Annotated in this window: 25 protein-coding genes; 16 read left to right on the top strand and 9 right to left on the bottom strand. The window is 72.5% G+C overall.

All coding sequences use genetic code 11. The features are described from left to right. Positions 1-12 precede the first annotated feature (12 nt). Positions 13-417, top strand: coding sequence for a VOC family protein (locus tag ACZ5WC_RS13140; RefSeq protein WP_468540865.1), 405 nt, complete (start codon positions 13-15; stop codon positions 415-417). Here the strand turns inward: ACZ5WC_RS13140 and ACZ5WC_RS13135 are convergent. Then, positions 345-1109 carry a DUF6597 domain-containing transcriptional factor gene (locus tag ACZ5WC_RS13135; RefSeq protein WP_468540864.1) on the bottom strand — a complete coding sequence of 255 codons (765 nt, stop codon included), beginning with the start codon at positions 1107-1109 and terminating at the stop codon, positions 345-347. The genes ACZ5WC_RS13140 and ACZ5WC_RS13135 overlap by 73 nt on opposite strands. Before the next feature lie 20 nt (positions 1110-1129). Beyond that, on the bottom strand, positions 1130-2245 hold the full coding sequence (locus ACZ5WC_RS13130; RefSeq protein WP_468540863.1) for a YihY/virulence factor BrkB family protein: 1116 nt from the start codon (positions 2243-2245) through the stop codon (positions 1130-1132). A 74-nt stretch (positions 2246-2319) separates the two neighbouring features. Between ACZ5WC_RS13130 and ACZ5WC_RS13125 the strand changes: the two genes are divergently transcribed. The 14 genes from ACZ5WC_RS13125 to ACZ5WC_RS13060 all read left to right on the top strand — a co-directional run bounded on the left by ACZ5WC_RS13125 (position 2320) and on the right by ACZ5WC_RS13060 (position 15808). After that, a complete protein-coding gene (locus ACZ5WC_RS13125) occupies positions 2320-3957 on the top strand; it encodes an acyl-CoA dehydrogenase family protein (protein ID WP_468540862.1) in 1638 nt (545 codons plus the stop codon). Positions 3958-4203: 246 nt separating this feature from the next. Then, positions 4204-5499 (top strand): GAF domain-containing protein, encoded by a 1296-nt coding sequence (locus tag ACZ5WC_RS13120; RefSeq protein WP_468540861.1) that lies wholly within the window; start codon positions 4204-4206, stop codon positions 5497-5499. Between the two features lie 49 nt (positions 5500-5548). Then, entirely contained in the window at positions 5549-6145 is a 597-nt protein-coding gene (locus ACZ5WC_RS13115; RefSeq protein WP_468540860.1) for a GNAT family N-acetyltransferase, read from the top strand. A gap of 156 nt (positions 6146-6301) precedes the next feature. After that, positions 6302-6385: a putative leader peptide gene (locus ACZ5WC_RS13110; RefSeq protein WP_310739661.1), complete on the top strand. Its 84-nt coding sequence runs from the start codon at positions 6302-6304 to the stop codon at positions 6383-6385. Positions 6386-6501: 116 nt separating this feature from the next. Continuing rightward, the gene (locus tag ACZ5WC_RS13105) at positions 6502-8199 is read left to right on the top strand and encodes a nitrite/sulfite reductase (RefSeq protein WP_468540859.1); all 1698 of its coding nucleotides are present in this window, start codon (positions 6502-6504) and stop codon (positions 8197-8199) included. Then, a complete protein-coding gene (locus ACZ5WC_RS13100) occupies positions 8196-8375 on the top strand; it encodes a hypothetical protein (RefSeq protein ID WP_096626210.1) in 180 nt (59 codons plus the stop codon). Before ACZ5WC_RS13105 ends, ACZ5WC_RS13100 begins: the two co-directional genes overlap by 4 nt. Further along, positions 8372-9088: a phosphoadenylyl-sulfate reductase gene (locus ACZ5WC_RS13095; RefSeq protein ID WP_468540858.1), complete on the top strand. Its 717-nt coding sequence runs from the start codon at positions 8372-8374 to the stop codon at positions 9086-9088. The genes ACZ5WC_RS13100 and ACZ5WC_RS13095 overlap by 4 nt, the downstream gene beginning before the upstream one ends. Positions 9089-9111: 23 nt before the next feature. Further along, positions 9112-9657 (top strand): adenylyl-sulfate kinase, encoded by a 546-nt coding sequence (cysC, locus tag ACZ5WC_RS13090; protein ID WP_010059288.1) that lies wholly within the window; start codon positions 9112-9114, stop codon positions 9655-9657. After that, positions 9654-10589 (top strand): sulfate adenylyltransferase subunit CysD, encoded by a 936-nt coding sequence (cysD, locus tag ACZ5WC_RS13085; protein WP_468540857.1) that lies wholly within the window; start codon positions 9654-9656, stop codon positions 10587-10589. The genes cysC and cysD overlap by 4 nt, the downstream gene beginning before the upstream one ends. Position 10590: 1 nt before the next feature. Continuing rightward, positions 10591-11934 carry a sulfate adenylyltransferase subunit 1 gene (locus tag ACZ5WC_RS13080; protein ID WP_311122070.1) on the top strand — a complete coding sequence of 448 codons (1344 nt, stop codon included), beginning with the start codon at positions 10591-10593 and terminating at the stop codon, positions 11932-11934. 242 nt (positions 11935-12176) lie between these two features. Further along, positions 12177-13289 (top strand): ABC transporter substrate-binding protein, encoded by a 1113-nt coding sequence (locus ACZ5WC_RS13075; protein ID WP_468540856.1) that lies wholly within the window; start codon positions 12177-12179, stop codon positions 13287-13289. A 41-nt stretch (positions 13290-13330) separates the two neighbouring features. Next, complete coding sequence (locus tag ACZ5WC_RS13070; RefSeq protein WP_468540855.1) at positions 13331-14122, top strand: ABC transporter ATP-binding protein; 792 nt, start codon at positions 13331-13333, stop codon at positions 14120-14122. Then, positions 14109-15035, top strand: coding sequence for an ABC transporter permease (locus tag ACZ5WC_RS13065; protein WP_468540854.1), 927 nt, complete (start codon positions 14109-14111; stop codon positions 15033-15035). The genes ACZ5WC_RS13070 and ACZ5WC_RS13065 overlap by 14 nt, the downstream gene beginning before the upstream one ends. Before the next feature lie 8 nt (positions 15036-15043). Then, the gene (locus tag ACZ5WC_RS13060; RefSeq protein ID WP_468540853.1) at positions 15044-15808 is read left to right on the top strand and encodes a sirohydrochlorin chelatase; all 765 of its coding nucleotides are present in this window, start codon (positions 15044-15046) and stop codon (positions 15806-15808) included. A gap of 66 nt (positions 15809-15874) precedes the next feature. Here ACZ5WC_RS13060 and ACZ5WC_RS13055 read toward each other — a convergent pair whose 3' ends face one another. Then, positions 15875-16504 carry a mycothiol-dependent nitroreductase Rv2466c family protein gene (locus ACZ5WC_RS13055; RefSeq protein ID WP_468540852.1) on the bottom strand — a complete coding sequence of 210 codons (630 nt, stop codon included), beginning with the start codon at positions 16502-16504 and terminating at the stop codon, positions 15875-15877. 204 nt (positions 16505-16708) lie between these two features. Between ACZ5WC_RS13055 and ACZ5WC_RS13050 the strand changes: the two genes are divergently transcribed. Next, on the top strand, positions 16709-17185 hold the full coding sequence (locus ACZ5WC_RS13050; RefSeq protein ID WP_468540851.1) for a hypothetical protein: 477 nt from the start codon (positions 16709-16711) through the stop codon (positions 17183-17185). A 51-nt stretch (positions 17186-17236) separates the two neighbouring features. On the opposite strand, the gene ACZ5WC_RS13045 is transcribed toward ACZ5WC_RS13050, so the two are convergent. The 6 genes from ACZ5WC_RS13045 to ACZ5WC_RS13020 form a co-directional block, all read right to left on the bottom strand. Further along, on the bottom strand, positions 17237-18070 hold the full coding sequence (locus tag ACZ5WC_RS13045; RefSeq protein ID WP_468540850.1) for an ABC transporter ATP-binding protein: 834 nt from the start codon (positions 18068-18070) through the stop codon (positions 17237-17239). Between the two features lie 3 nt (positions 18071-18073). Continuing rightward, positions 18074-19159 (bottom strand): FecCD family ABC transporter permease, encoded by a 1086-nt coding sequence (locus tag ACZ5WC_RS13040; RefSeq protein ID WP_468540849.1) that lies wholly within the window; start codon positions 19157-19159, stop codon positions 18074-18076. A gap of 2 nt (positions 19160-19161) precedes the next feature. Then, on the bottom strand, positions 19162-20187 hold the full coding sequence (locus ACZ5WC_RS13035; protein WP_468540848.1) for a FecCD family ABC transporter permease: 1026 nt from the start codon (positions 20185-20187) through the stop codon (positions 19162-19164). A 144-nt stretch (positions 20188-20331) separates the two neighbouring features. After that, positions 20332-21393 (bottom strand): ABC transporter substrate-binding protein, encoded by a 1062-nt coding sequence (locus tag ACZ5WC_RS13030; RefSeq protein WP_468540847.1) that lies wholly within the window; start codon positions 21391-21393, stop codon positions 20332-20334. Positions 21394-21459: 66 nt separating this feature from the next. Beyond that, entirely contained in the window at positions 21460-23253 is a 1794-nt protein-coding gene (locus ACZ5WC_RS13025; protein ID WP_468540846.1) for an ABC transporter ATP-binding protein, read from the bottom strand. Beyond that, positions 23250-24941, bottom strand: a complete 1692-nt coding sequence (locus tag ACZ5WC_RS13020; protein WP_468540845.1) for an ABC transporter ATP-binding protein — start codon at positions 24939-24941, stop codon at positions 23250-23252. The genes ACZ5WC_RS13025 and ACZ5WC_RS13020 overlap by 4 nt, the downstream gene beginning before the upstream one ends. Positions 24942-24990: the final 49 nt, after the last annotated feature.

Below are 24990 nucleotides of genomic sequence, written 5' to 3'. Positions count from 1 at the left end.
TACGGTCGGGGCATGACTCCACGACTCGACGCGATCGGCATCATCACGGCGGACCTGGCGGCCTCGCTCGCCTTCTACCGGCGGCTCGGCCTCGACATCCCCGAGGGGGCGGAGTCCGCGCCCCATGTCGAGGTGACCCTGCCGGGCGGCCAGCGGCTGCTGTGGGACACCGAGGAGGTCATCGCCTCGTTCGACCCCGCATGGAAGCGCCCGGCGGGCGGCGAGCGGCTCGGGCTGGCGTTCGCCTGCGAGGGCCCGGCGGAGGTGGACGCCCTGTACGCGGACCTCGTCGAGGCCGGTCACCGGGGCTATGCGAAGCCCTGGGACGCGGAGTGGGGGCAGCGCTATGCGGTGGTGCTGGACCCGGACGGCTGCGGGGTCTCGCTGTTCGCCCCCGCGTCCCCTGCGGCGAAGTAGGCCCCGAGCGTCGTTCCGGCGAGGTCGCGCATCTCGCGGGCCAGGTGGGCCTGGTCGGTGCAGCCCGCCCGGCATGCGGCCTCGGCGTACGGGAGGCCGGTGCGGATGAGGGTCAGGGCGCGCTGGAGGCGGAGGATCCGGGCCAGGACCTTGGGGCCGTAGCCGAAGGCCGCGAGGGAGCGGCGGTGCAGTTGGCGGGCTCCGAGGCCGGCCTCGGCGGCCGTCGCGGCGACGGACCGGCCGCGTCGCAGCCGGTCCGCGACCGCCACGGTGAGCGGGTCCGGCGGTCCGGTGCCGGCGGCCAGGTCCAGGGCGGCGTCCTCCAGGGCGACGGCGGGGTCGGGGGCCCGGTCGATCCGCTCGACGAACCTGCGGGCGGCGCTCCGGGGCCAGAGGGCATCCAGCTCGACCCGGTGGTCGCGCAGCACGTGTGCCGGTACGCCCAGGAGCGTCGGCGCGGTGCCGGGGGCGAAGCGGATCGCGGCGCAGGAGCCCCGGTTGCGCGAGTCCACCTCGAAGGCGTGGGTGTCGGGTCCGGCGACGATCAGGCGGCCGCCGGTCCAGATCAGGTCCATGCAGCCGTCGGGGAGCACGGACCGGGCGGGCTGCTCGGAGCCGGGCGGGGCGTCCAGGGTCCAGACGACGGCGCCGTCCAGCCGGGACGGCCTCTCCTCGTACCGCTGGCGGGGCATGCTTCCACGCTAGCGCGGCGTCAGGACGACGGCGGTTCCCTGGAGGTCCTGGACTCCTTGGAGTCCTTCTCCCAGGTCGCGTGCAGCCGGGACTTCACGTCGTCGGGCGGCAGGAAGCGGGACCATCGCTCGGGGAACTCGGAGGGCATGTACGCGGGGCCGTCGTCCTCGTCGTCGTCCGTGTCCGTGCTCTCGTAGGCGGTCGGGCGGGTCCGGGCGACGAACTCGGCGGCCTGCGCGGCCCGGACGCGTTCGGTGGCCTCGCGGGCTTCGGCGGTGGCGAGCGAGGGCCACACCCGGTCGATGGCCGCGTTGACCGCCGCGCCGACCAGGACCGCGAAGGCGGAGATGCCGATCCAGAGCAGGACGGCGATGGGCGCTGCCAACGAACCGTAGATCGTGGGGCCTTCGACCGTGTTGGTGAGGTAGATGCGCAGCAGGAAACTGCCGAGCACCCACATGCCGAGCGCCACGAGTGCTCCGGGGACGTCCTCGATCCAGGGCGAACGCACGGGGACGGACACGTGGTAGAGCGTGGTGAGGAACGCGATGGTCAGCAGCATGACGAGCGGCCAGTACAGGACGGCTATGACCTCGGTGCCCCAGGGGACGAACTCGACCACCCGGTCCGGCCCGACGACCAGCAGCGGCAGCACCACCGCGCCCAGCAGCAGGGCGATGACGTAGAGCAGGAAGGCGAGCAGCCGGGTCTTGACGATGCCGCGGTGGCCGTCGAGTCCGTACATCACGGTGATGGTGTCGATGAAGACGTTCACCGCACGGGAGCCGGACCACAGGGCGATGGCGAAGCCGATGGAGATGATGTCGGGGCGGGCCCCGGTCGTGACGTCGGCGAGCAGCGGTTTGGCGAAGTCGTTGACCCCGCGCTCGGAGAGCACGGTCTGGGCGGCGGAGAGGATGTTGCGCTCGATGGAGGCGACCGTGGTGGTGGTCGTCCACTCGTCGACGTAACCGAGCAGTCCAATCAGGCCGAGCAGCAGCGGGGGCAGCGAGAGCAGGGTGAAGAACGCCGCCTCGGCCGCGAGTCCCAGGATGCGGTACTCGATGCACGAGTTGACGGTGTCCTTGAGCAAGTGCCATGCCATCCGCCGCTTGGAGACGTTGCGGTAGAGCACTCGCGCACGGTGGAGCCGGCCCGATGGCCGCTCGGGTGTTTCATTTGCTGCCTGCACCTCCTTACCGTATCCGCATGGCAGCCACCACCCACACAGTGACCAATCAGGTTCCGCCGCTGGTCGGCTATGACGTCTTCGCCGCCGACCGGGCCCTTACCGAGGCCGTCGAACGGCACATCGAGACCGGAGTTCTGCCCGCGGCGCTGACGGAGCTCGGGGAGCTCGGCCGGTCCGCGGGATCCGCCCAGGCCCAGGAATGGGGGGCGCAGGCGAATACGTATACGCCCGTTCTGCGGACCCATGACCGCTATGGGAACCGGATCGACGAAGTGGAGTTCCATCCGTCCTGGCACCGGCTGCTGAGCCATGCCGTGTCGGCCGGTCTGACGGACGCCTGGGGGCGTCCGGCCGGTCATGTGCGGCGCGCGGCCGGGTTCCTGGTCTGGACGCAGGCCGAGGCGGGGCACGGCTGCCCGCTGTCGATGACACATGCCGCGGTGCCCGCGCTGCGGACCGATCCGGCGCTGGCCGCCGAGTGGGAGCCGCTGCTGACCTCGCACACGTACGAGGAGGGGCTGCGGCCCGCCGGGCACAAGAGCGGGGTGCTCTTCGGGATGGGCATGACGGAGAAGCAGGGCGGCACCGACGTGCGGTCCAACACCACGCGGGCGGAGCCGCTGTCCGGCGAGGGCGAGTATCTGCTCACCGGGCACAAGTGGTTCTGTTCGGCGCCGATGTCGGACGGTTTCCTGGTGCTGGCGCAGGCGCCGGGCGGGCTGAGCTGCTTCCTGGTGCCGCGCGTGCTCCCGGACGGTACGCGCAACGTGTTCGCGATCCAGCGGCTGAAGGACAAGCTGGGCAACAGGTCGAACGCGTCCAGCGAGGTCGAGTTCGACGGGACATGGGCCCGCCGGGTCGGCGAGGAGGGGCGCGGGGTGCGCACCATCATCGAGATGGTGGCGGCCACCCGGCTCGACTGCGTGGTCGGTTCGGCGGCGCTGATGCGGCAGGCGGTGGCACAGGCGATCCATCACAGCGCGTACCGCAGCGCGTTCGGCGGGCTGCTGATCGAGAAGCCGCTGATGCGCAACGTGCTGGCCGACCTGGCGCTGGAGTCGGAGGCGGCGACGGTCCTGGCGATGCGGCTGGCCTCGGCGTACGACACGGACACCGAGGAGGAGCGGGCCTTCCTGCGGCTCGCGGTGCCCGCCGCGAAGTACTGGGTCACCAAGCGGTGCACGGCCGTGGTCGGCGAGGCGCTGGAGTGCCTGGGCGGCAACGGGTACGTGGAGGAGTCGGGGATGCCCCGGCTGTTGCGGGAGGCGCCGCTGAACTCGATCTGGGAGGGCTCCGGCAACGTCCAGGCGCTGGACGTGCTGCGCGCGCTGCAACGGGAGCCGCAGGCGCTGGACGCGTTCCTGCGTGAGGTGGGGAAGGCGCGCGGGGCGGATCACCGGCTGGACGCGGCGATCAAGGATCTGCTGACCGAACTGGCGGACCTGGAGGGCGTCGAGGCGCGGGCCCGGCGGCTGGTGGAGCGCATCGCGCTGGTGCTCCAGGGTTCGCTGCTGGTGCGCTGGGCGCCGCCGGAGGTCTCCGACGCCTTCTGCGCCTCGCGGCTCGGCGGGGACTGGGGCGCGGCGTTCGGGACGCTGCCGCACACGCTGGATCTGGCGTCGGTGGTGGCACGGGCCCGGCCGGACGCCTCGTAGGCCGTGAGCCCCTGAGGAGGGGCCGGGGGCGGGTGAGCGACAGAGGGTGGTGCTGCGCCGACACGGCACCACCCTCCATGCTTCTGCACCACCGAAGAACCGGAACAGGCCCGGCCCACGGTGTTCTGCCACTCTCGTACGGTCGCGCGTCGCGTCGCCAGAGTTGCAAAGGGTTGCAACCATTGTGTGCACTGGGAGGAAGCGTCCGGGGGGAACGGGGGACTCGGGGGAACGGGGATGGGGGCCATGACGGAGAAGGGGTCTGCCGGGGTGGTGCGGGTGACCGGCGAAGGGGCGGACCGCGGGGCGACGCGGCTGCTCCACCGGGCCCGGGAGGCCCGGCTGACGGGTGAGCGGACCAGGGTCGCGCCCCGGGCCGAGATCGACGCCTCCTGGAACCGCGTGGTGCGCAGCGGCATCGACCCGGAGCAGTCGCCGGAGAGCGAGCTGCTGGAGGCGGACGAGATCGAGCACCGGCGGCGCAGCACGGCGCTCGGTGAGCTGATGCCGCTGCTGCGGTCGGGGCTCGCCTCGATCGCGGACGCCGCGCAGCAGATCATGGTGGTCACCGACACCGAGGGCCGGGTGCTGTGGCGGCAGGGCAATACCGGGGTGCTGCGCCGGGCCCACGACATCTGCCTGGAGGAGGGGGCTGCCTGGGCGGAGGCGGCGACGGGGACGAACGCGATCGGTACGGCGCTGGCGGCGCGGGCCCCCATCCAGGTGCACTCGGCCGAGCACTTCATCCGGGCGCTGCACGGCTGGACCTGTGCGGCGGCCCCGGTGCGCGATCCGCGCGACGGGCGGCTGATCGGGATCGTGGACATCAGCGGCCCGGCGTCCACGTTCCATCCGGCGACACTGGCGCTGGTCGACTCGGTGGCCCGGCTCGCCGAGGGCGAGATCCGCAACCGGCACCTGGCGGAGATCGAGCGGCTGCGGGCGGTGGCCGCGCCGATCCTGTGCCGGATCGGCGGGCGGGCGCTGGCGGTGGACACGCACGGGCGGCTGGCGGCGGTGACGGGGATGCCTCCGGTGGACCGGCTGCCGCTGCCGAAGTCGCTGCGGCCGGGCCGGGTGTGGCTGCCCTCGCTCGGCATGTGCCGGGTGGAGCCGCTGCCGGGCGGCTGGCTGGTGCAGGTGAGCGACGGCGGGGCGGAGGGGCCGCCCCGCCGGGTGGTGCTGGATCTGAGCCGGCCCCGGGGGCTCGCGGTGCATCTGACCGGTCCGCTGGGCACCAGCACCCAGCGGCTCTCGCCGCGCCACGCGGAGCTGCTGTTCGCGCTGTCCGTGCACCGGGAGGGGCGGACGGCGTCCGAGCTGGCGCGGGACATCTTCGGGGACGCGACCCGGACGGTGACGGTCCGGGCCGAGATCTCCCGGCTGCGGCGCCATCTGGCCCCGGTGCTGGCGCACCGCCCGTACCGCTTCGGGGACGGGGTGGAGGTGGAAGTGGTCCACCCGGAGCACCCGGGCGATCTGCTGCCGCACTCGAAGGCGCCGGTGGTGACGGGCGCCCGCGGGAGGGCGGGGACCGGCTGAGGCGGGGCCGCCGTGCGCGGGGGCTGGGCGGCATGGTTCTCTGGCCGTCATGAGTGACTTCCCGCAGCCCGCAGCGACGACCACCGAGGTGACCGTCTGGTCGCTGGAGCAGACCTCGCCCGCCGATCTGCGTCCGTCGGCCGTGCCGGAGGGGGACGTACGCATCGTGCGGTCCGAGGTGCCGCTGCCGGAGTTCAGCCGCTTCCTCTATACGGCCGTGGGCGGCGACATCCGGTGGACGGACCGGCTGGGGATGACGTACGCCCAGTGGCAGGCGGCACTGGAGCGGCCCGGGGCGGAGACCTGGGTGGCGTACGCGAACGGGACTCCGGCCGGGTATGTGGAGCTGGACCCGCAGGACGACGGCGTGGTCGAGATCATGTACTTCGGGCTGATCCCGGCGTTCCGGGGCCGGCGGATCGGCGGCCACCTCCTGTCGTACGGAGTGGCGCGCGCCTGGGACCTGGCGGAGCGCTGGCCGGAGCGGCCCGCGACGAAGCGGGTGTGGCTGCACACCTGCTCGAACGACGGCCCGCACGCGATGGACAACTATCTGCGGCGCGGTTTCCGGCTCTACGACACGAGGACCGAGGTGGAGCCCGAGGTGGCGACGCCCGGACCGTGGCCCGGGGCGTACGGCTCCTGACCGCCCGGCCCCCGGCCTCCCTCTCGGGGCGTTTTGTCGGCAATGCCACGGGCAGCCCCTGTGACCGGCACCACACCATCTCACTCTTCGGGACCAGGTCGTCCACATAATGGATAGTGGTGGACTGTCCCGAGATGCGCGTGACACGCTTCCGTCATGCCTGGAACTGGAATTGCCTTGGTGAGTCGACGCCACGTCGACCTCGGCCGCATGTCCAGCGCCATCTGTCCGGCGAGCTGAGAGCCTCAGCACCCGCCGCACCCTCTTACCTCTGAACCGCCCCTGCGCACCGCCGCGCCTCAGCGCGAGTGCGCCGCTCAGAGCCGCCCTCCTGCAGTCCCGAAGGACGTACTGTCATGGCCGCTACCCCGGAACAGCCTGCGACCGCCACATCCCGCCGCAAGGCCGGACGCCACCGTGGTGAGGGTCAGTGGGCCGTGGGCCACCACACCCCCCTGAACGGGAACGAGCAGTTCAAGAAGGACGACGACGGTCTCAACGTACGGACACGTATTGAGACGATCTACTCCAAGCGCGGCTTCGACTCCATCGACCCGAACGACCTGCGTGGACGTATGCGCTGGTGGGGGCTGTACACCCAGCGCAAGCCCGGCATCGACGGCGGCAAGACGGCCGTCCTTGAGCCGGAGGAGCTGGACGACAAGTACTTCATGCTGCGCGTCCGCATCGACGGGGGGCGGCTGACCACGCAGCAGCTGCGGGTGATCGGTGAGATCTCCCAGGAGTTCGCGCGCGGCACCGCCGACCTCACCGACCGGCAGAACGTGCAGTACCACTGGATCCGGATCGAGGACGTGCCCGAGATCTGGCGGCGCCTCGAAGAGGTGGGCCTGTCCACCACCGAGGCCTGCGGTGACACGCCCCGCGTGATCCTCGGCTCCCCCGTCGCGGGCATCGCCGAGAACGAGATCATCGACGGCACGCCCGCGATCGACGAGATCCAGCGCAGGTTCATCGGCAACCCCGACTTCTCCAACCTGCCCCGCAAGTTCAAGTCCGCGGTCTCCGGCTCCCCGCAGCTGGACGTGGCGCACGAGATCAACGACATCGCCTTCGTCGGCGTGAACCACCCGGAGCACGGCCCCGGCTTCGACCTCTGGGTCGGCGGCGGCCTCTCCACCAACCCCAAGCTCGGGGTCCGGCTCGGCGCCTGGGTGCCGCTGGACGAGGTGGCCGACGTGTACGGCGGGGTCATCGGGATCTTCCGCGACTACGGCTACCGGCGGCTGCGCACCCGCGCCCGCCTGAAGTTCCTGGTCGCGGACTGGGGCGCGGAGAAGTTCCGCCAGGTCCTGGAGGACGAGTACCTCAAGCGCAAGCTGGTCGACGGGCCCGCGCCCGAGCAGCCCGCCCAGACCTGGCGCGACCACCTCGGGGTGCACCGGCAGAAGGACGGCCGCTTCTACGTCGGCTTCGCCGCGCGGGTGGGCCGGGTCGACGGGACCACGCTCACCAAGATCGCCGACCTGGCGGACCAGCACGGCTCCGGCCGGGTGCGGACCACCGCCGAGCAGAAGATGATCGTGCTGGACGTGGCCGAGGAGCAGGTCGAGTCCCTGGTCGCCGGCCTGGAGGCGCTGGACCTGCGGGTCACGCCCTCCCCGTTCCGGCGCGGCACGATGGCCTGCACCGGCATCGAGTTCTGCAAGCTGGCCATCGTCGAGACGAAGGCGCGCGGCGCGTCCCTCATCGACGAACTGGAGCGCCGCATCCCGGAGTTCGACCACCCGATCACCATCAACATCAACGGCTGCCCGAACGCCTGCGCCCGTATCCAGGTCGCGGACATCGGTCTCAAGGGCCAGCTGATGCTGGACGACGAGGGCAACCAGGTCGAGGGCTACCAGGTGCACCTCGGCGGCGCGCTCGGGCTGGAGGCCGGGTTCGGCCGCAAGGTCCGTGGCCTGAAGGTCACTTCGGCCGAACTGCCGGACTACGTCGAGCGGGTGCTCGGCCGTTTCCAGGAGGAGCGCGAGGACGGTGAGCGCTTCGCGGCCTGGGCGGCGCGCGCCAGTGCGGAGTCGCTGTCATGAGCGAGCGAGCCGCCCCGTTCTACTGCCCGTACTGCGGCGACGAGGACCTCCGTCCCAACGAGACCGGCCACGGCGCCTGGGAATGTGCCTCCTGCAACCGTGCGTTCCAGCTGAAGTTCCTGGGCCTGCTGACCCGGGGCGTTCAGCGCAACGACGTTGGAGAGGACCGGATATGACGGACACTCTGCTGAGTGGAGAGCTCACCGACCGAGAGCTCCGGGAGCTGGCCGAGCAGGCCGGACGGGAGCTGGAGGACGCCTCCGCGACCGAGATCCTGAAGTGGGCGACCGACGCCTTCGGGCCGCGCTTCTGCGTCACCTCCTCGATGGAGGACGCCGTGGTCGCGCACCTGGCGTCGCGGGTGCTGCCGGGCGTGGACGTGGTCTTCCTGGACACCGGCTACCACTTCCCGGAGACCATCGGGACGCGGGACGCGGTGGACGCGGTGATGGACGTCAACGTCATCACGATCACCCCGCGGCAGACGGTCGCCGAGCAGGACGCGGAGCACGGCGCGAAGCTGCACGACCGCGACCCGGACCTGTGCTGCGCGCTGCGCAAGGTCAAGCCGCTGGAGGACGGCCTGACCGCGTACGCGGCATGGGCGACGGGGCTGCGCCGCGACGAGTCCCCCACCCGGGCGAACACCCCGGTCGTGGGCTGGGACGCCAAGCGCCGCAAGGTGAAGGTCTCCCCCATCGCCCGCTGGACGCAGGACGACGTGGACGCCTACGTCGCCGAGCACGGGGTGCTCACCAACCCGCTGCTGATGGACGGTTACGCCTCCGTCGGCTGCGCGCCCTGCACCCGCCGGGTGCTGGAGGGCGAGGACGCACGGGCCGGCCGCTGGGCCGGCCGGGGCAAGACCGAATGCGGGCTGCACGGCTGATGACGACTGATCAGGAGAGTTCGATGAGCGTGACGGAGACGGGAGCCACGATCTGGCTCACCGGTCTGCCGAGCGCGGGCAAGACCACCATCGCGTACGAGCTGGCGGGCCGGCTGCGGACCGAGGGCCACAAGGTGGAGGTGCTCGACGGCGACGAGATCCGGGAGTTCCTCTCCGCGGGCCTCGGCTTCTCCCGCGAGGACCGGCACACCAACGTGGCCCGGATCGGCTTCGTCGCCGAGCTGCTCGCCGCCAACGGCGTGAAGGTGCTGGTCCCCGTCATCGCCCCGTTCGCCGACAGCCGCGAGGCCGTCCGCAAGCGGCACGCCGCCGAGTCCACCACCTACCTGGAGGTGCACGTCGCGACACCCGTCGAGGTGTGCTCCGTACGCGATGTGAAGGGGCTGTACGCCAAGCAGGCCGCGGGCGAGATCAGCGGGCTCACCGGGGTCGACGACCCCTACGAGGCCCCCGAATCGCCCGACCTGCGGATCGAGTCGCACCAGCAGACCGTGCAGGAGTCAGCGGCGGCGCTCCACGCGCTGCTCACCGAGAGGGGCCTGGCGTGAGTGCCGTCACCACCGTGCCGGAGGGCACCGTCCATCCGTTCGCGCTCAGCCACCTGGACTCGCTGGAGTCCGAGGCGGTCCACATCTTCCGTGAGGTGGCGGGAGAGTTCGAGCGGCCGGTGATCCTGTTCTCCGGCGGCAAGGACTCCATCGTGATGCTGCACCTGGCGCTGAAGGCGTTCGCGCCCGCGCCGGTGCCGTTCACGCTGCTGCACGTGGACACCGGGCACAACTTCCCCGAGGTCCTGGACTACCGCGACCGTACGGTGAAGAAGCACGGGCTGCGGCTGCACGTCGCCTCCGTGCAGGAGTACATCGACGCCGGGAAGCTCCGCGAGCGCCCCGACGGCACCCGCAACCCGCTCCAGACCGTCCCGCTCACCGAGGCGATCCAGCAGCACCGCTTCGACGCGGTGTTCGGCGGCGGGCGGCGGGACGAGGAGAAGGCGCGCGCCAAGGAGCGGGTGTTCTCGCTGCGCGACGAGTTCTCCCAGTGGGACCCGCGCCGGCAGCGGCCCGAGCTGTGGCAGCTGTACAACGGCCGGCACGCCCCCGGTGAGCACGTCCGGGTCTTCCCGATCTCCAACTGGACCGAGCTGGACGTCTGGCAGTACATCGAGCGTGAGGGCATCGAGCTGCCGGAGATCTACTTCGCCCATGAGCGCGAGGTGTTCAACCGCAACGGCATGTGGCTGACGGCCGGTCACTGGGGCGGGCCCAAGGACCACGAGGTCACCGAGACCCGTCTGGTGCGCTACCGCACCGTCGGCGACATGTCCTGCACCGGTGCCGTCGACTCCGACGCCACCACGCTGGACGCCGTGATCACCGAGATCGCCGCCTCCCGGCTCACCGAGCGGGGCGCGACCCGCGCCGACGACAAGATGTCCGAGGCCGCGATGGAAGACCGCAAGCGCGAGGGGTACTTCTAAGATGACCACACCCATCCTGTCGGCCGAGCAGTTGTCGGCCACCACCCTTCTGCGGTTCGCCACCGCCGGGTCGGTCGACGACGGCAAGTCCACCCTCGTGGGGCGCCTCCTGCACGACTCCAAGTCGGTCCTCACCGACCAGCTGGAGGCCGTCGAGCAGGCCTCGCTGAGCCGCGGCCAGGATGCGCCGGACCTGGCGCTGCTGACCGACGGGCTGCGGGCCGAGCGCGAGCAGGGCATCACCATCGATGTCGCCTACCGCTACTTCGCCACCGCCCGCCGCCGGTTCATCCTCGCCGACACCCCGGGCCATGTGCAGTACACCCGCAACATGGTGACGGGCGCATCCACCGCCGAGCTGGCCGTGGTCCTGGTCGACGCCCGCAACGGGGTCGTCGAGCAGACCCGCAGGCACGCCGCCGTCGCAGCCCTGCTGCGCGTCCCGCACGTGGTGCTGGCCGTCAACAAGATGGACCTGGTCGACTACGCGGAGCCCGTGTTCGCCGCGATCGCCGAGGAGTTCACCGCGTACGCCGCATCCCTCGGCGTCCCGGAGATCACCGCGATCCCGATCTCGGCGCTGGCCGGGGACAACGTGGTGGAGCCGTCCGCGCACATGGACTGGTACGGCGGGCCGACCGTCCTGGAGCACCTGGAGACCGTCCCGGTCAGCCATGACCTGACCGCCTGCCACGCGCGCTTCCCCGTGCAGTACGTGATCCGCCCGCAGAGCGCCGAGCACCCCGACTACCGGGGTTACGCCGGTCAGATCGCCGCCGGGGCCTTCCGCGTCGGCGAGTCCGTCTCGGTGCTTCCCTCCGGGCGCACCACGACGATCACGGGCATCGACGCCCTCGGCGAGAGTGTGGACATCGCCTGGGCGCCGCAGTCGGTGACGCTCCGGCTGGCCGACGACATCGACATCTCGCGCGGCGATCTGATCGCCCCCGCCGTGGACGCGCCGCCGGTCACCCAGGACGTCGAGGCGACCGTCTGCCACGTGGCCGACCAGCCGCTCTCAGTGGGCCAGCGGGTGCTGCTGAAGCACACCACCCGGACGGTCAAGGCGATCGTCAAGGACATCCCCTCCCGGCTCACCCTGGACGACCTGTCCCAGCACCCGGCCCCCGGGCAGCTGGTCGCCAACGACATCGGCCGGGTCGTCGTGCGGACCGCCGAGCCGCTCGCGCTCGACGCCTACGCGGACTCCCGACGCACCGGGTCCTTCCTGCTGATCGACCCGGCGGACGGTACGACGCTGAGCGCCGGTATGGCCGGGGCGTCCTTCGCCGCGGTGGCCGAAGCAGGCGGCAGCGCGGCCGACGACGCCGAGTGGGACTTCTGATGGGCGGCGACTTCTTCTCCACCTTCGCGAAGGAGGGCGGCCGCGTGGGCAGCGGCGCCCTCGGCAGCGGCCAGGGCGGGGTCGGGCGATGTGCGTGATGACGTACGCGCACCGCTTGCGCGCCCACCCGTACCACCCGCGCCCGCAGCGTCCCTACCGCCCAAGAGCTGCCGATCTCCCGGCCGCGCCCCCCTGAGCACCAGTGGGACGTGAGGACCGGGCCAAGGAGAGGAACACCTTCCGTGTCTGCCCCACGTTCCCGCGTGCGCCGCGGCCTGGTCGCCGCCGCCGCCCTGCCCCTGCTCGCCCTGGCCGCCACCGCCTGCGGCTACGGCTCCCAGGCCCAGGCCGACGACGTGAAGGCGAACGTCTCCACCGGGGGCAGGAAGCTCTCCGCGGACACCGTGAAGGTCGGCTACCTTCCGAACATCACGCACGCCACCGCCCTGGTCGGTATCCAGGAAGGCACCATCCAGAAGGAGCTGGGCGGCACCGAGGTCGAGTCGACGGCCTTCAACGCCGGTCCCTCCGAGATCGAGGCGCTCAACGCCGGGTCCATCGACATCGGCTTCATCGGCCCCTCCCCCGCCATCAACGCCTACGTCAAGACCCAGGGCAAGGGCCTGCGGATCGTGGCCGGTTCGGCCTCCGGCGGGGTGAAGCTGGTGGTCGACCCGGAGAAGATCAAGACCGTGGACGATCTGAGGGGCAAGCGGATCGCGACCCCGCAGATCGGCAACACCCAGGACGTGGCCTTCCTCAACTGGATCGCCGAGAAGGGCTGGAAGGTCGACCCGCAGAGCGGCGGGGGCGATGTCTCCGTGGTCCGCTCGGACAACAAGGTGACGCCCGACGCCTACAGGGCCGGTTCCCTGGACGGCGCCTGGGTCCCCGAGCCGACCGCGTCGAAGCTGGTCTCCGAGGGCGCGAAGGTGCTTCTCGACGAGAAGGACCTGTGGCCGGACAAGAAGTTCGTGACCACGCACATCGTCGTGTCGCAGAAGTTCCTCGACAAGCACCCCGACGTCGTCGAGGCCGTGATCAAGGGGTCGATGTCCACCAACCAGTGGATCGACGACAACCCCGAAAAGGCCAAGGCGTCAGCGAACAAGGCGCTGGAGAAGCTGAGCGGCAAACCGCTGCCCACCGAGATCCTCGACCCGGCGTGGGAGTCCATCGAGTTCACCAGCGACCCGCTGGCCACCACGCTCAGGACGCAGGCGGGGCACTCGGTGCGGGCCGGTCTGCTGGAGGACGCGAAGCTGTCGGGCATCTACGACCTCGGCCCGCTGAACAGGATCCTCAAGGCCGAGGGCCGGCCCGAGGTCGCCGACGCCGGTCTCGGCGCCAAGTAGCCAACCCGTACAGGACCCAGGAATCCCAGGAGGTGACGACCATGGCGACCAGCACCCTCACCAAGGCCGAGGACCGTACGGCGGTCGAGCACGCCGCCCGTCTCACGCACGTCTCGAAGTCCTTCGCCGGGCCCACCGGGCAGCAGCTCGTCCTGGACGACATCAACCTCGATGTCGCTCCGGGTGAGTTCGTCACCCTCCTGGGAGCCTCCGGGTGCGGAAAGTCGACGCTGCTCAATCTGGTGGCCGGACTCGACCGCCCGTCCGTGGGGTCCATCGAGACCCCCGGCGGGCGGCCGGCCCTGATGTTCCAGGAGCACGCCCTCTTCCCGTGGCTGACCGCGGGCAAGAACGTCGAACTGGCCCTGCGGCTGCGCGGGGTGCCCAGGTCGCAGCGCCGCGGCGAGGCGGAGCGGCTGCTCGAACTCGTCCGCCTCGGCGGCGCGTACGGCAAGCGGGTGCACGAGCTCTCGGGCGGTATGCGGCAGCGGGTGGCGATGGCTCGCGCGCTCGCCCAGGACAGCCAACTGCTGCTGATGGACGAGCCGTTCGCGGCGCTGGACGCGATCACCCGCGATGTGCTGCACGACGAGCTGACCCGGATCTGGCGGGAGACGAACGCCTCGGTCCTCTTCGTCACGCACAACGTGCGTGAGGCGGTACGGCTCGCGCAGCGCGTCGTACTGCTGTCGTCGCGGCCCGGCCGGATCGCCCGGGAGTGGACGGTCGACATCGAGCAGCCGCGCCGCATCGAGGACAAGGCGGTGGCGGAGCTGTCCGTTGAGATCACCGAACAACTGCGTGGGGAGATCCGCCGACATGGCCAGCACTGACATCACGTCCGGCCGGAAGCGGCCGGACGGGCCATCCGGTCCCGCCGACGCGAGGCCCGACGACCTGGCGGGCCTGGAGGCGGGCCTCGACGCCCTGGACGCGGTGCAGATCCGCCGCACCCCGGTCGGCGAGGTCCTGCGGAACAAGGTGCTGCCGCCGGTCGTGGCGGTGGCCCTGGTCCTCATCGTCTGGGAGCTGCTGGTCCGCGCCGAGTTCACCGAGGTCCACAAGCTGCCGCCGCCGTCCGCGGTGTGGGACAGCGCGAGGGACATGTGGCTCAAGGGGACGCTCCTGGAGGTCGTCTGGACCAGCGTCTCTCGCGGTCTGCTCGGCTTCCTCCTCGCGGTGGCCATCGGTACGCCGCTGGGGCTGCTGGTCGCCCGGGTGAAGCTGGTCCGGGCGGCGATCGGGCCGATCCTGGCCGGGCTCCAGTCGCTGCCGTCGGTGGCGTGGGTGGCCCCGGCGGTGATCTGGCTCGGGCTGAACGACCAGATGATGTTCGCGGTGATCCTGCTGGGCGCGGTGCCCTCGATCGCCAACGGGCTGGTATCGGGCGTGGACCAGGTGCCGCCGCTGTTCCTGCGGGCGGGCCGCACCCTGGGCGCGACCGGCATCCGCGGGACCTGGCACATCGTGCTCCCGGCCGCGCTGCCCGGCTATCTGGCGGGCCTCAAGCAGGGCTGGGCCTTCTCCTGGCGCTCGCTGATGGCCGCCGAGATCATCGTCTCCTCGCCCGAACTCGGCCTGGGCCTGGGCCAGTTGCTGGAGAACGGTCGCAGCAACTTCGACATGCCCGGGATCTTCCTCTCCATCCTGCTCATCCTGTTCGTCGGCATCGCGATCGACCTGCTGATCTTCAGTCCGCTGGAGCGGTGGGTGCTGCGCAGCCGCGGTCTCCTCGTCAAGAACTGAGTCACGCCATGTCCCAGCCCGTTCTTCTCCTCATCGCCCACGGCAGCCGCGACCCGCGGCACGCCGCGACCGTGCACGCGCTCACCGAGCGGGTGCGCGCCGAGCGGCCGGGGCTGCGTGTGGAGACGGGATTCCTGGAGTTCAACGCTCCTTCCGTGCCCCGGGTGCTGGAGCGCCTGGCCGCGGAGGGGGCTAACGAGGTGACCGCCCTGCCCCTGCTCCTGACCCGGGCGTTCCACGCCAAGACCGACATCCCCTCGGTCCTGCGCGAGGCCCGGGCCCGGCTGCCGCGGCTGCACATCCGCCAGGCGGACGTGCTCGGCCCCTCCCCGCTGCTCAACGCCACCCTGGCCCGGCGGCTGCGGGAGGCCGGGGTCCGTCCCGGCGACCTCCCCCGGACCGGGCTCGTCCTGGCCTCGGCGGGATCCACAGACCCGGAGGCGATCGCAGTGATCGCTGAAATCGCGCGGGAGCTGCGGCACACCGGTTGGTGCGCCGTGCGGCCTGCGTTCGCCTCCGCTGTTCAGGCCGGCGGCTTCTCCCGTACCGAGGACGCGGTACGGGCCCTGCGCGCCGAGGGGGTCCGCCGGGTGGCGGTGGCCCCTTACGTCATCGCGCCCGGCCGGCTCCCCGACCGCATCGCGGCGGGCGCCGAGGCGGCCGGGGCGGATGTGCTGGCCGACGTGCTGGGCCCCGCGCCGGAGCTGGCGCGGCTGCTGCTGGACCGGTACGACGAGGCACGGGTGACGGTGGGGGCGTCGTTGTCGGCGTAGCGCTGCGCCACGGCCGGTCCGCTGATCGCACAGCCGACTGCCGCGCCCGGGACATCTCCCGGCCGCTCAGTCGTAGGACAGCCCGCCCGAGCGCGCCCGCTTGAGCTCGAAGAACCCCTGGTGGTCGGCCAGCACCCGGAAGCTGTCGAAGAGCTCCGCCGCCTCCTCGCCGCGCGGGATCGCGTTGAGGACCGGGCCGAACCACACCGTGCCGTCGACGTGGATCGTCGGCGTGCCCACGTACGCCTCCTGCTCCGGGTCCTTGCCCGCGTCATGGCAGCGGGCGACCTCTTCGTCGTACGCCGTGGAGTGCGCGGCCCCCGCCAGGGCTGCGGGCAGGCCCAGTTCGGCGAGGGCGGCGGCGATCACCGCGTCGAAGTCCTCCTCCTTGTGCCGGTGGATGCGGGTGCCGAGGGCGGTGTAGAGGTCCCGCAGGATGCCGTCGCCGTGGGCGGCGGCCGCGGCGACGGCTACGCGGACCGGGCCGATCGATCTGTCGACCAGTTCGCGGTACCAGTCGGGCAGTTCATTCCCCTGGTTGTGCAGATACAGGCTCATGGGGCGGAAGCGGAGCTCGATGTCCCGTTGCCGCTCCACCTCCAGCATCCAGCGGGAGGTGATCCAGGCGAAGGGGCAGGCCGGGTCGAAGAAGAAGTCGACGGAGGTGCGGGCGGAGGTGGGGCGGTGCGTGCTCATGCGCCTCAGCCTAGGCAGTGATTGGTGTGGGTTCCCGGGCCAATGAGTACCTGGTGCGGTGGGCCACTTCGGTTCGCCTGCCGGGTGCGGGAACGGCCGAACAGGCGCCGTTGACGAGCAACGGGCCTCATGTCAGCGTCGGTTCGCGCGGAACGGCCGTGCGCGGTCCCGTCGGCACGGCGGGCGTCCGGGAGGGGAGCCATCATGAGAAGACGCAGGTCCACGACGATTCCGGCGTTGGCGCTGGTGCTGTCCGGAGCGCTGCTCACCGCCGGGGCGGCCGCACCCGCCCTGGCCGTCGGCAGCGGGCACTCGGGGGCGACGGCGACCGCCGAGGCGTTCCGGTTCCAGGCCGATCCGACGCCCGATGAGCAGGAGCGTCTGAGGGAGATCGCGGGCGCGATCTGGACGCCGCAGCTGGCCGCCGGATGGAACATGAACGCCGAGGTCGCCGGGGTGCTCTCGCAGGCGACCGAACGCATCCTCCAGTGCTCGGAGGCGTTCGCCCTCGTGCCCCGGCCGCCGGGCTTCGTACCGGGCCTCGGGTATCTCGTCCAGTACTGGAAGAACCTGCGGGACTACTTCCTGGTGGTGAAGGACAACCGCACCTACCGCGCGTGCGTGGTCTCGACCGCCGCCTACTACCGCTCCATCATCGAGATGGCGTCCGCGGGCATCTGAGTCCGGGACGGACGGACGGGCTGCCGTACGGCCGGTACGTGCGGCGGCCCGTCAGGCGAGCGTCTTGTGCGGCTGGTCGGGGTCAGGGGTGTGGTGGCGGCCCACCGGGATCACCAGCGGGGTCCGGCTCACCGGGTCGGTGGCCACCTGGCAGCGGAGGCCGAAGACGTCCTCGACGGTTTCGGCGGTGATGACGTCGGCGGGTGCGCCCTCGGCGACGACGCTGCCCTTCTTCATCGCGATGACGTGATCGGCGTACCGGCAGGCCTGGTTGAGGTCGTGCAGGACCATCACGACCGTGCGCCCCTCGCGGCGGTTGAGGTCGACGACCAGGTCCAGGACGTCGATCTGGTGGGCGAGGTCGAGATACGTGGTCGGCTCGTCGAGGAGGAGGACCGGGGTTCCCTGGGCGACGGCCATGGCGATCCAGGCGCGCTGGCGCTGGCCGCCGGAGAGTTCGTCCACCGCGCGGTCGGCGAGGTCGGTGGTGCCGGTGGCGGCGAGCGCGTCGTGCACCGCCTGTTCGTCGGCCTTGGTCCACTGCCGCCACCACGTCTGGTGCGGGGAGCGGCCCCGGTTGACCAGGTCGATGACGGTGAGGCCCTCCGGGGCGACCGGGGACTGCGGGAGGATGCCGAGCCGCTGGGCCAACTCCCGGGTGGGGATGGTGTGCAGGGCGCGGCCGTCCAGGCTGACCGCGCCTTCGCGGGGGGCCAGCAGCCGGGCCAGGGCGCGCAGCAGGGTCGACTTCCCGCAGGCGTTGGCGCCGATGATGGCGGTGATCCGGCCGGGCGGGACGGCCAGGTCCAGGCCGGAGACGACGGCCCGGTCGTCGTAGCCCAGGTGCAGTCCCTCGGCCCGCAGGTCGGGTTCGGCGGTGGTCATCGGTCAGCCTCCTGAGCCCGCGCGGTTGACGCGGATGAGCAGCCAGAGCAGCACCGGGGCGCCGAGCACTCCGGTGACGATCCCGACGGGCAGTTCGGTGCCGGGGATCAGTTCGCGTGCGAGGACGTCGGACGCGAGGACGACGAGGGCGCCGGTGAGTCCGGCGGCGAGCGGGGGCGGCCAGGCGGTGCGGCAGAGGCGCTGGGCGATCTGCGGGGCGGTGAGCGCCACGAACGCGACCGGTCCGGCGGCCGCTGTGGCGAAGGCGACCAGGCCGACGCCGGTGATCAGGACGGTGAGGCGGACGGTCTGGACCCGCGTGCCGAGCCCCTTGGCGACGTCGTCGCCGAGTTGCAGCGTACGCATCAGGCGGCCGATCAGGAGGGCCGCGGGCACCAGGACGAGGAGGGAGACGGCGAGCGGTGCGGCCTGCTGCCAGTCGCGGCCGTTGAGGTTGCCGACGAGCCAGCCGAGCGCGGCCTGCGCCTGGAAGCGGCCGCCCCGGGCGAGCAGGAAGTCGGTGATGCTGAGGCAGACCCAGGAGACGCCGATTCCGACGAGGATGATGCGGTAGCCGGTGGTGCCGCGCCGCCAGGCGAGCCCGTAGACCAGCAGGGCGCTGGTGAGGGCCCCGAGGAGGCCGAGAGCCTGGGTGCCGAGGCCGAAGTCCCAGCCCAGCACGATGCCCGCGACGACGGCGGTCCCGGCGCCCTGGGTCAGGCCGATCATGTCGGGACTGGCCAGCGGGTTGCGGGTCATCGTCTGGAACAGCGCCCCGGACATGCCGAACGCGATGCCCGCGAGCAACCCGGTCATGGCGCGGGGCAGCCGCAGTTCCCGGACGACGAGGAGGGTGCCCGGGTCGCCGGAGCCGGTCAGCGCGCGGGCGACGTCGGTGAGGGGGATGCCGTACTCCCCGATGGAGACGTTCCAGCACAGGGCCAGGAACACGGCGAAGGCCAGCGCGGCGCAGACCGCGAGCTGCCGGGGGCGCAGGGTGCCGGAGACCGGCGGGAACGCCAGCCGGAAGGGGCGGGCGGCCGACTTCGCGGCCGGGCGCGGCTTCGTGGGCAGGGTGTCGGTGGTCATGGTCATACCTCCGCGAGGCGGCGTCGGCGGACCAGGGCGATGAAGAACGGCCCGCCGATGAAGGCGACGATGATCCCGGCCTGCACCTCGACGGGCCGGGCGATCACCCGGCCGAGGATGTCCGCACTGAGCAGCAGACTCGCGGCGAGGGCGGCCGAGAGCGGCAGCAGCCAGCGGTGGTCCGGGCCGAGTCCGGCGTACTGGGCGAGGACCCGGGCTACGTGCGGGACGACCAGGCCGATGAAGACGACGGGGCCGATCACCGCGACCGCCCCGCCGGTGAGGAGGGTGATGGCGATGACGCCCTGGAGGCGGACGAGGCCGAGCTTGCGGCCGAGCGAGGCGGCCACGTCGTCGCCGAGGGCGAGGCTGTTGAGCGCGGGGGCACTCGCCAGGGCGAGGAGCGCGCCGAAGGCCAGGAAGGGCAGGACGCGCAGCACGGTGGAGGCGTCCTGCTCGGCGAGCGAACCGGCCGACCAGAAGCGGTAGCGGTCCAGCGCGTGCGGGTCGGTGAGGACGATGGCGCTGGTCAGCGACGTCAGGACGGCGGTGACCGCGACTCCGGCCAGGGCCAGCTTCACCGGAGTCGACCCCGAACGCCCCATCCTTCCCAACAGATAGACGACGACGCCGGCGGCCATCGCCCCGGCGAACGCGAACCAGATGTAGCCGAGCAGCGAGCCGATCCCGGCGACCCCGGCGGCCAGCACGATGGCGAACGCGGCCCCGGCGCTCACCCCGAGGATGCCCGGGTCGGCCAGCGGATTGCGGGTCAGCGCCTGCATCACGCAGCCGGAGAGGCCGAGCGCCGCGCCCGCCGCCAGGCCCAGCGCCGTACGCGGGATGCGCACGGACCAGATCACGTCCTCGACGCGGGGCCCGGCCGGCCGGCCGATGAGCGCCTTGAGCACGTCGCCGGGCGGGATCTGGAGCGCGCCGAGCCCGATCGAGAGCAGGCACAGCACAACCAGCACGGTGCCGAGCGCGGCCACGAGCAGGGCGGGTCGCCATCGGGCGGGGCGGGTCACGGGGCTGGCTCCACGGTCCGGTTCCTCAGGGGTGGTTCGACGGGGACGGGGCGGTGTCCGTCCCGGCGGACGGGACGGACACCCAGGACGCGTCAGGACGGGTCAGGGCTCGTCAGAACGGGGGCAGGACAGGGGCAGGACGGTTCAGGACGCGGGCTGGACGACCTTCGTGTCCGTCTTGCCGTCGACGGCGGCGGACAGCATCGGCACCAGGCGGTCGACGGTGTACGGGATGCTGAGCGGGGTGACGAAGGAGATGGCGCTGCCGAAGTGGCTGCTCTCCTTCACCATCACCTCGCGGCCCTCCTTGACCACGTCAAGCTTTCCGTAGAGCGGGTTGGCGTGGAGCTTCTTGGCGTCCTTGTCCGGGTCGGCGACGATCCAGACGGCGGCGTCCGTGTCGAGGAGATCGGTGCGCTCCTTGCTGATGTTGGCGCCGAACGCGTCGCCGACGACCTTGTCCAGGCCGGCGGGCAGCTGGAAGCCGAGGCCGTTCAGCACCCGGGAGCGGTTGTCCTGCGAGCCGTAGACGTACATGCCCTCGTACGGGGTGGCCATGACGGCCGTCTTCCCCTTGAACTCGGGGTGCGCGGCGGCGGCGTCGGTGATGTGCTTCTCGGTCTTCGCGACCAGCTCCGCGGCCTCCTCGCTCTTGCCGAGGGCCTTGCCGACCTGCGCGGTCTGGTCCTGCCAGGAGATGCCCCAGTCCGGACCGTCCTTGGGCTGGGCCACGACCGGGGCGATCTTGGAGAGGGTGCGGTACTGGTCCTTGGTGAGGCCCGAGTACAGGGCGAGGATCAGGTCGGGGCGCAGGGAGGCGATCTTCTCGACCTGGGGCCCGGTGCCGTCGTCGTGCAGGACGGTGGGCCGGGGCTTGTCGCCGAGGGCCTTCTCGGCCCAGGGGCCGATGGCGCCCTTGAACTCGCCGAACCACTCGGTGGTGCCGACGGGGACCTTGCCGAGGGCGAGCACGGCGTCCTGGTCGGAGAGGCCGACCGTGACGATGCGCTGAGGCTCGGCCTTGAGGGTGGTGGCGCCGTACTTGTGGTCGAGGGTGACCGGGTAGGCGCCCTTCCGCGGGCTGTCGTCGGCGGACGGGGCGGCCGCGTCGCCGCTCTCCTCGGACCCGCAGGCCGCGGCTCCGAAGAGCAGCAGGGCGGACGCGGCCACGGCGGTCAGCCGGGTGCGCTGGAACAAGCGGAACATGAGTGATTCCTTCGGGGACGGTGGACGTGCCACGGGGAGGCGGGAACGGGGGGATGGTGCGTGGGGTCAGGGGTGCGGTGCGGTGCGGCTGCCGGACCAGGCGCGCCACAGCGCCGCGTAGGGTCCGTTCGCGTCGCGCAGTTCGTCGTGGGGACCGCTCTCGACGACCCGGCCCGCCTCCAGCACGACGATCCGGTCGGCGGCGACGGCCTGGGTGAGGCGGTGGGCGACGACCAGGGCGGTGCGGCCGGACAGGGCGGCCTCGGCGGAGCGTTCCAGGACGCGCGCGCCCGCGCTGCCCGCCTCGGCGGTCGCCTCGTCGAGGACGGCGAGGACGGGGTCGGCCAGGACGAGCCGGGCGAGGGCCAGTTGCTGGGCGCGGGCCGGGGCGAGGCGGTGGCCGCCCTCGCCGACGACGGTGGCCAGTCCGTCGGGCAGGGCTGCGGCCCAGTCCAGGGCGTGCACGGCGGCCAGGGCGGTACGCAGGTCGGCGTCGGTGGCGTCGGGGCGGGCGAGCCGGAGGTCGTCGGCGAGGGTGCCGGTGAACACGTGGACTTCCTGGGTGACCAGGACGACGGGGCGTTGTCCGGTGGCCGCGCGGGCGGTGACCGTACCGGTGGTGGGCTGTTGGACGCCCGCGACGATCCGGGCGAGCGTCGATTTCCCGGCTCCGCTGGTTCCGACGAGCGCCACGTGCTCGCCGGGCTTCAGGGTGAGGGAGACGTCGTGCAGGACGGGGCGGCCGGGCCCGTAGGCGTGGCCGACCCCGTTCACGGTGACGGCGGCCGCCTCGGGCGCGATGCGCTGCCGCGGTACGGCGACGGGCTCCGCCTGCTGGGTGAGGTCGGTCACCCCGACCAGCCGGGCGAGTCCGGCCGCCGCCGACTGGGCGTCGTCGAGCAGCACCAGGGCCGCGTTGACGGGCCCGAAGAGGCTGTGGAAGTAGAGGGCGGCGGCCGTCGCCGTACCGATCGACACCGCCCCGTCGCCCACCAGCAGGAACCCGGTGACGAGGACGGCGGCCAGCCCCAGGTACTCGGCGATGTGGAGGCGTCCGTAGAAGCCCAGCACCAGGTTGACGCTGCGCATGGTCAGTCCGACGGCCTCGCGGGAGCGTTCGGCGGTGCGTTCGGTGTGCTGTTCCGCCAGCAGGTGGCCGCGTACGGTCACGGCCCCGCCGATGGTCTCCAGGAGCTGTTGCTGCTGGGCCCCGTTGGCGACCCGCTGGTCCGCGTAGAGGGTGACGGCCCGGCGCACGTACCAGCGCGCGGTGAGCAGTTGGACGGGGACCGCGAGGAGCGCGGCGAGCAGGAACCGTACGTCCAGCAGGGCCATCGCGCCCAGAGTGAGGACGATCGCGAGGACGGAGCGGGCCATCTCGGGCAGCGCGGAGCGTACGGCCTCGGCCACCCGGGCGACATCTCCGGTGACGCGGGCGGTGAGGTCTCCGGCCCCGGCGCGCTCCAGCCGGTCGGCGGGGAGGTTCAGGGCGCGTTGGACGAACTGCTCGCGCAGCCGGGCCAGTACGGTCTCGCCGAGGCGGGCGACCCTGGTCAGCCCGACCGTCGTGGTGAGGCCCTGGACGGCGGCGACCACGACGAGGAGGACCACGGGGAGGGTCAGGTCGGCGGCGGGGCGGCCGTCGGCGACGATGTCGACGATCCGGCCCAGCAGCGGCTGGACGAGGAGGCCGACCGCGGTGGCCGCGACCAGGACGCCGATGCCGGTCAGGGCGAGGCCCCGGTCGGGCCGGATCAGCGCGCGCAGGGCGGCCCGGGTGCGGGCGGCCGTGGCGACGGGGAGCAGTTCCCTGCCGTCACCACCCTCACCTGTGCCCGGTATTTCCGCTGTCGTGGTCATGTGAGCACCGCCGTGCGGTAGACGGGATGGTCGCGTACGAGGTCCTCGTGCGGGGCCTCGGCGGCGATCGCGCCGCCGTCGATGAGGACGACGCGGTCGGTGGCGGCGAGCAGCGCGGGGCTGCTGGTGACCAGGACGGTGGTGCGGCCGGTACGGGCGCGGCGGATGCCCGCGGCGATCCGGGCCTCGGTGGCGGCGTCGACGGCGGTCGTCGGGTCGTGGACGACCAGGACACCGCGGTCGGCGGCGAGCGCGCGGGCCAGGGCGACGCGCTGGCGCTGGCCACCGGAGAGTGAGCTGCCGCGTTCCCCGATCCGGCCGTCGGCGCCGCCGGACAGGGCGGAGGCGACCTCGTCGACGGCGGCGGCGTCCATCGCGGGGCGCGGGTCGGACCCGGCGGGCGCGGCGGCGGTGACGTTCTCCAGGAGGGTGCCGTCGAAGAGCTGGGCGTCGTGCTCGGCGACGAGCAGCGCGGAGCGCAGGGCGGCCGGGGCCAGTTCGGTGAGGGGTACGCCGTCGAGTTCGACGCGGCCCCGGTCCGGGTCGCAGCGCCGGGCCAGGCAGCGCAGCAGGGTCGCGGCGTCGGCCGGGTCGGTGACGACGACGCCGAGGTGTTCACCGGGGCGGACGGTCAGGTCGAGGCGGTCGAGCCCGGCGTGGCCGAGGCCGTGCAGGCGCAGTTCGCCGGGGCCGGCAGCCGCCGTTTCGGTGGTGCCGCCGGTGGTCTCGCCGGGGGCGGCCAGCACGTCGGCGATCCGGGCGGCGGAGGCGCGGGCCTTGGCCAGCTCGGCGCCGACCCAGGCCAGCACACCGATCGGGCCGGGGAGGAAGAGGGCGAGGCCGACGGCGGAGACAAGGGCGCCGAGACCGATGGAGTCGTTGAGGACCAGGCGGCCGCCGACGAGGGCGACGAGCGCGATGAACGAGCCGGTCAGCGTGAGCATCAGGCCGGTCTGGAGGGCGGCGGCGCGGGCGGCCCGCACGTTGGCCTCGCGGGAGGCCTGGCTGGTGGCCCGGTAGCGGTCGACGGCGGCGTGCTCCGCCCGCAGTCCCTTGAGGACACGGACCCCGGCGACCAGGTCGGCGGCGACCCCGGAGGCGTGGGCGGCGCGTTCCTGTTCGGCTTCGCTGCGGTGCTCCAGGGGGCGGGCCAGGAAGTGGCCGAGCGCCATGAGGGCCGGGGCGCCGATCAGGACGAGGAGCCCGAGGGGCAGGGAGGCGCGGAGCAGGAGCACCGCGCCCGCCACGACGCCGACGACGGCGGCGATGCCGAGGGTCAGGGCCATGTTGGCGGCCCCCACCCGGCGGGCGTCCTCGGTGGCCACGTTCACCAGGGCGCCGGGCGGCCGTCCGGCCTCCGCTCCGCCGTGCGGAGCGAGGACCCGGCGTACGACATCCAGGCGCAGGTGGTGCGCGGCCTGTTCGGCGGCGCGCTCACCGGCCCGGGCACCGAAGCGGAAGCCGTAGGAGAGCATGGCGTAGACGACGGCGAGGACCACCAGCCAGAGGGCCAGCGCTCCCCCGTCGGGGCGGACGACGGCACGGTCGACGATCATCCCGATGAGGACGGGGACGAGGGCCTCGCCGATCTGGTGCCCGGCGCCGAGCACCGATCCGACGACGACATCGCGACGCTGCCCTGCAACGGCGCGGCGGATGACACCGCGCCCGGCCGTATCAGCCCCCACTCACCTGCTCCTCAGCGTGTCGCGAACAGCGGAGGGGCGACTTTCGGCC

It is taken from the genome of Streptomyces sp. NPDC033165 (assembly GCF_055577965.1).
Note: the sequence above shows the minus strand (reverse complement) of the source record. Positions and strands in the feature narration are given on the sequence as shown.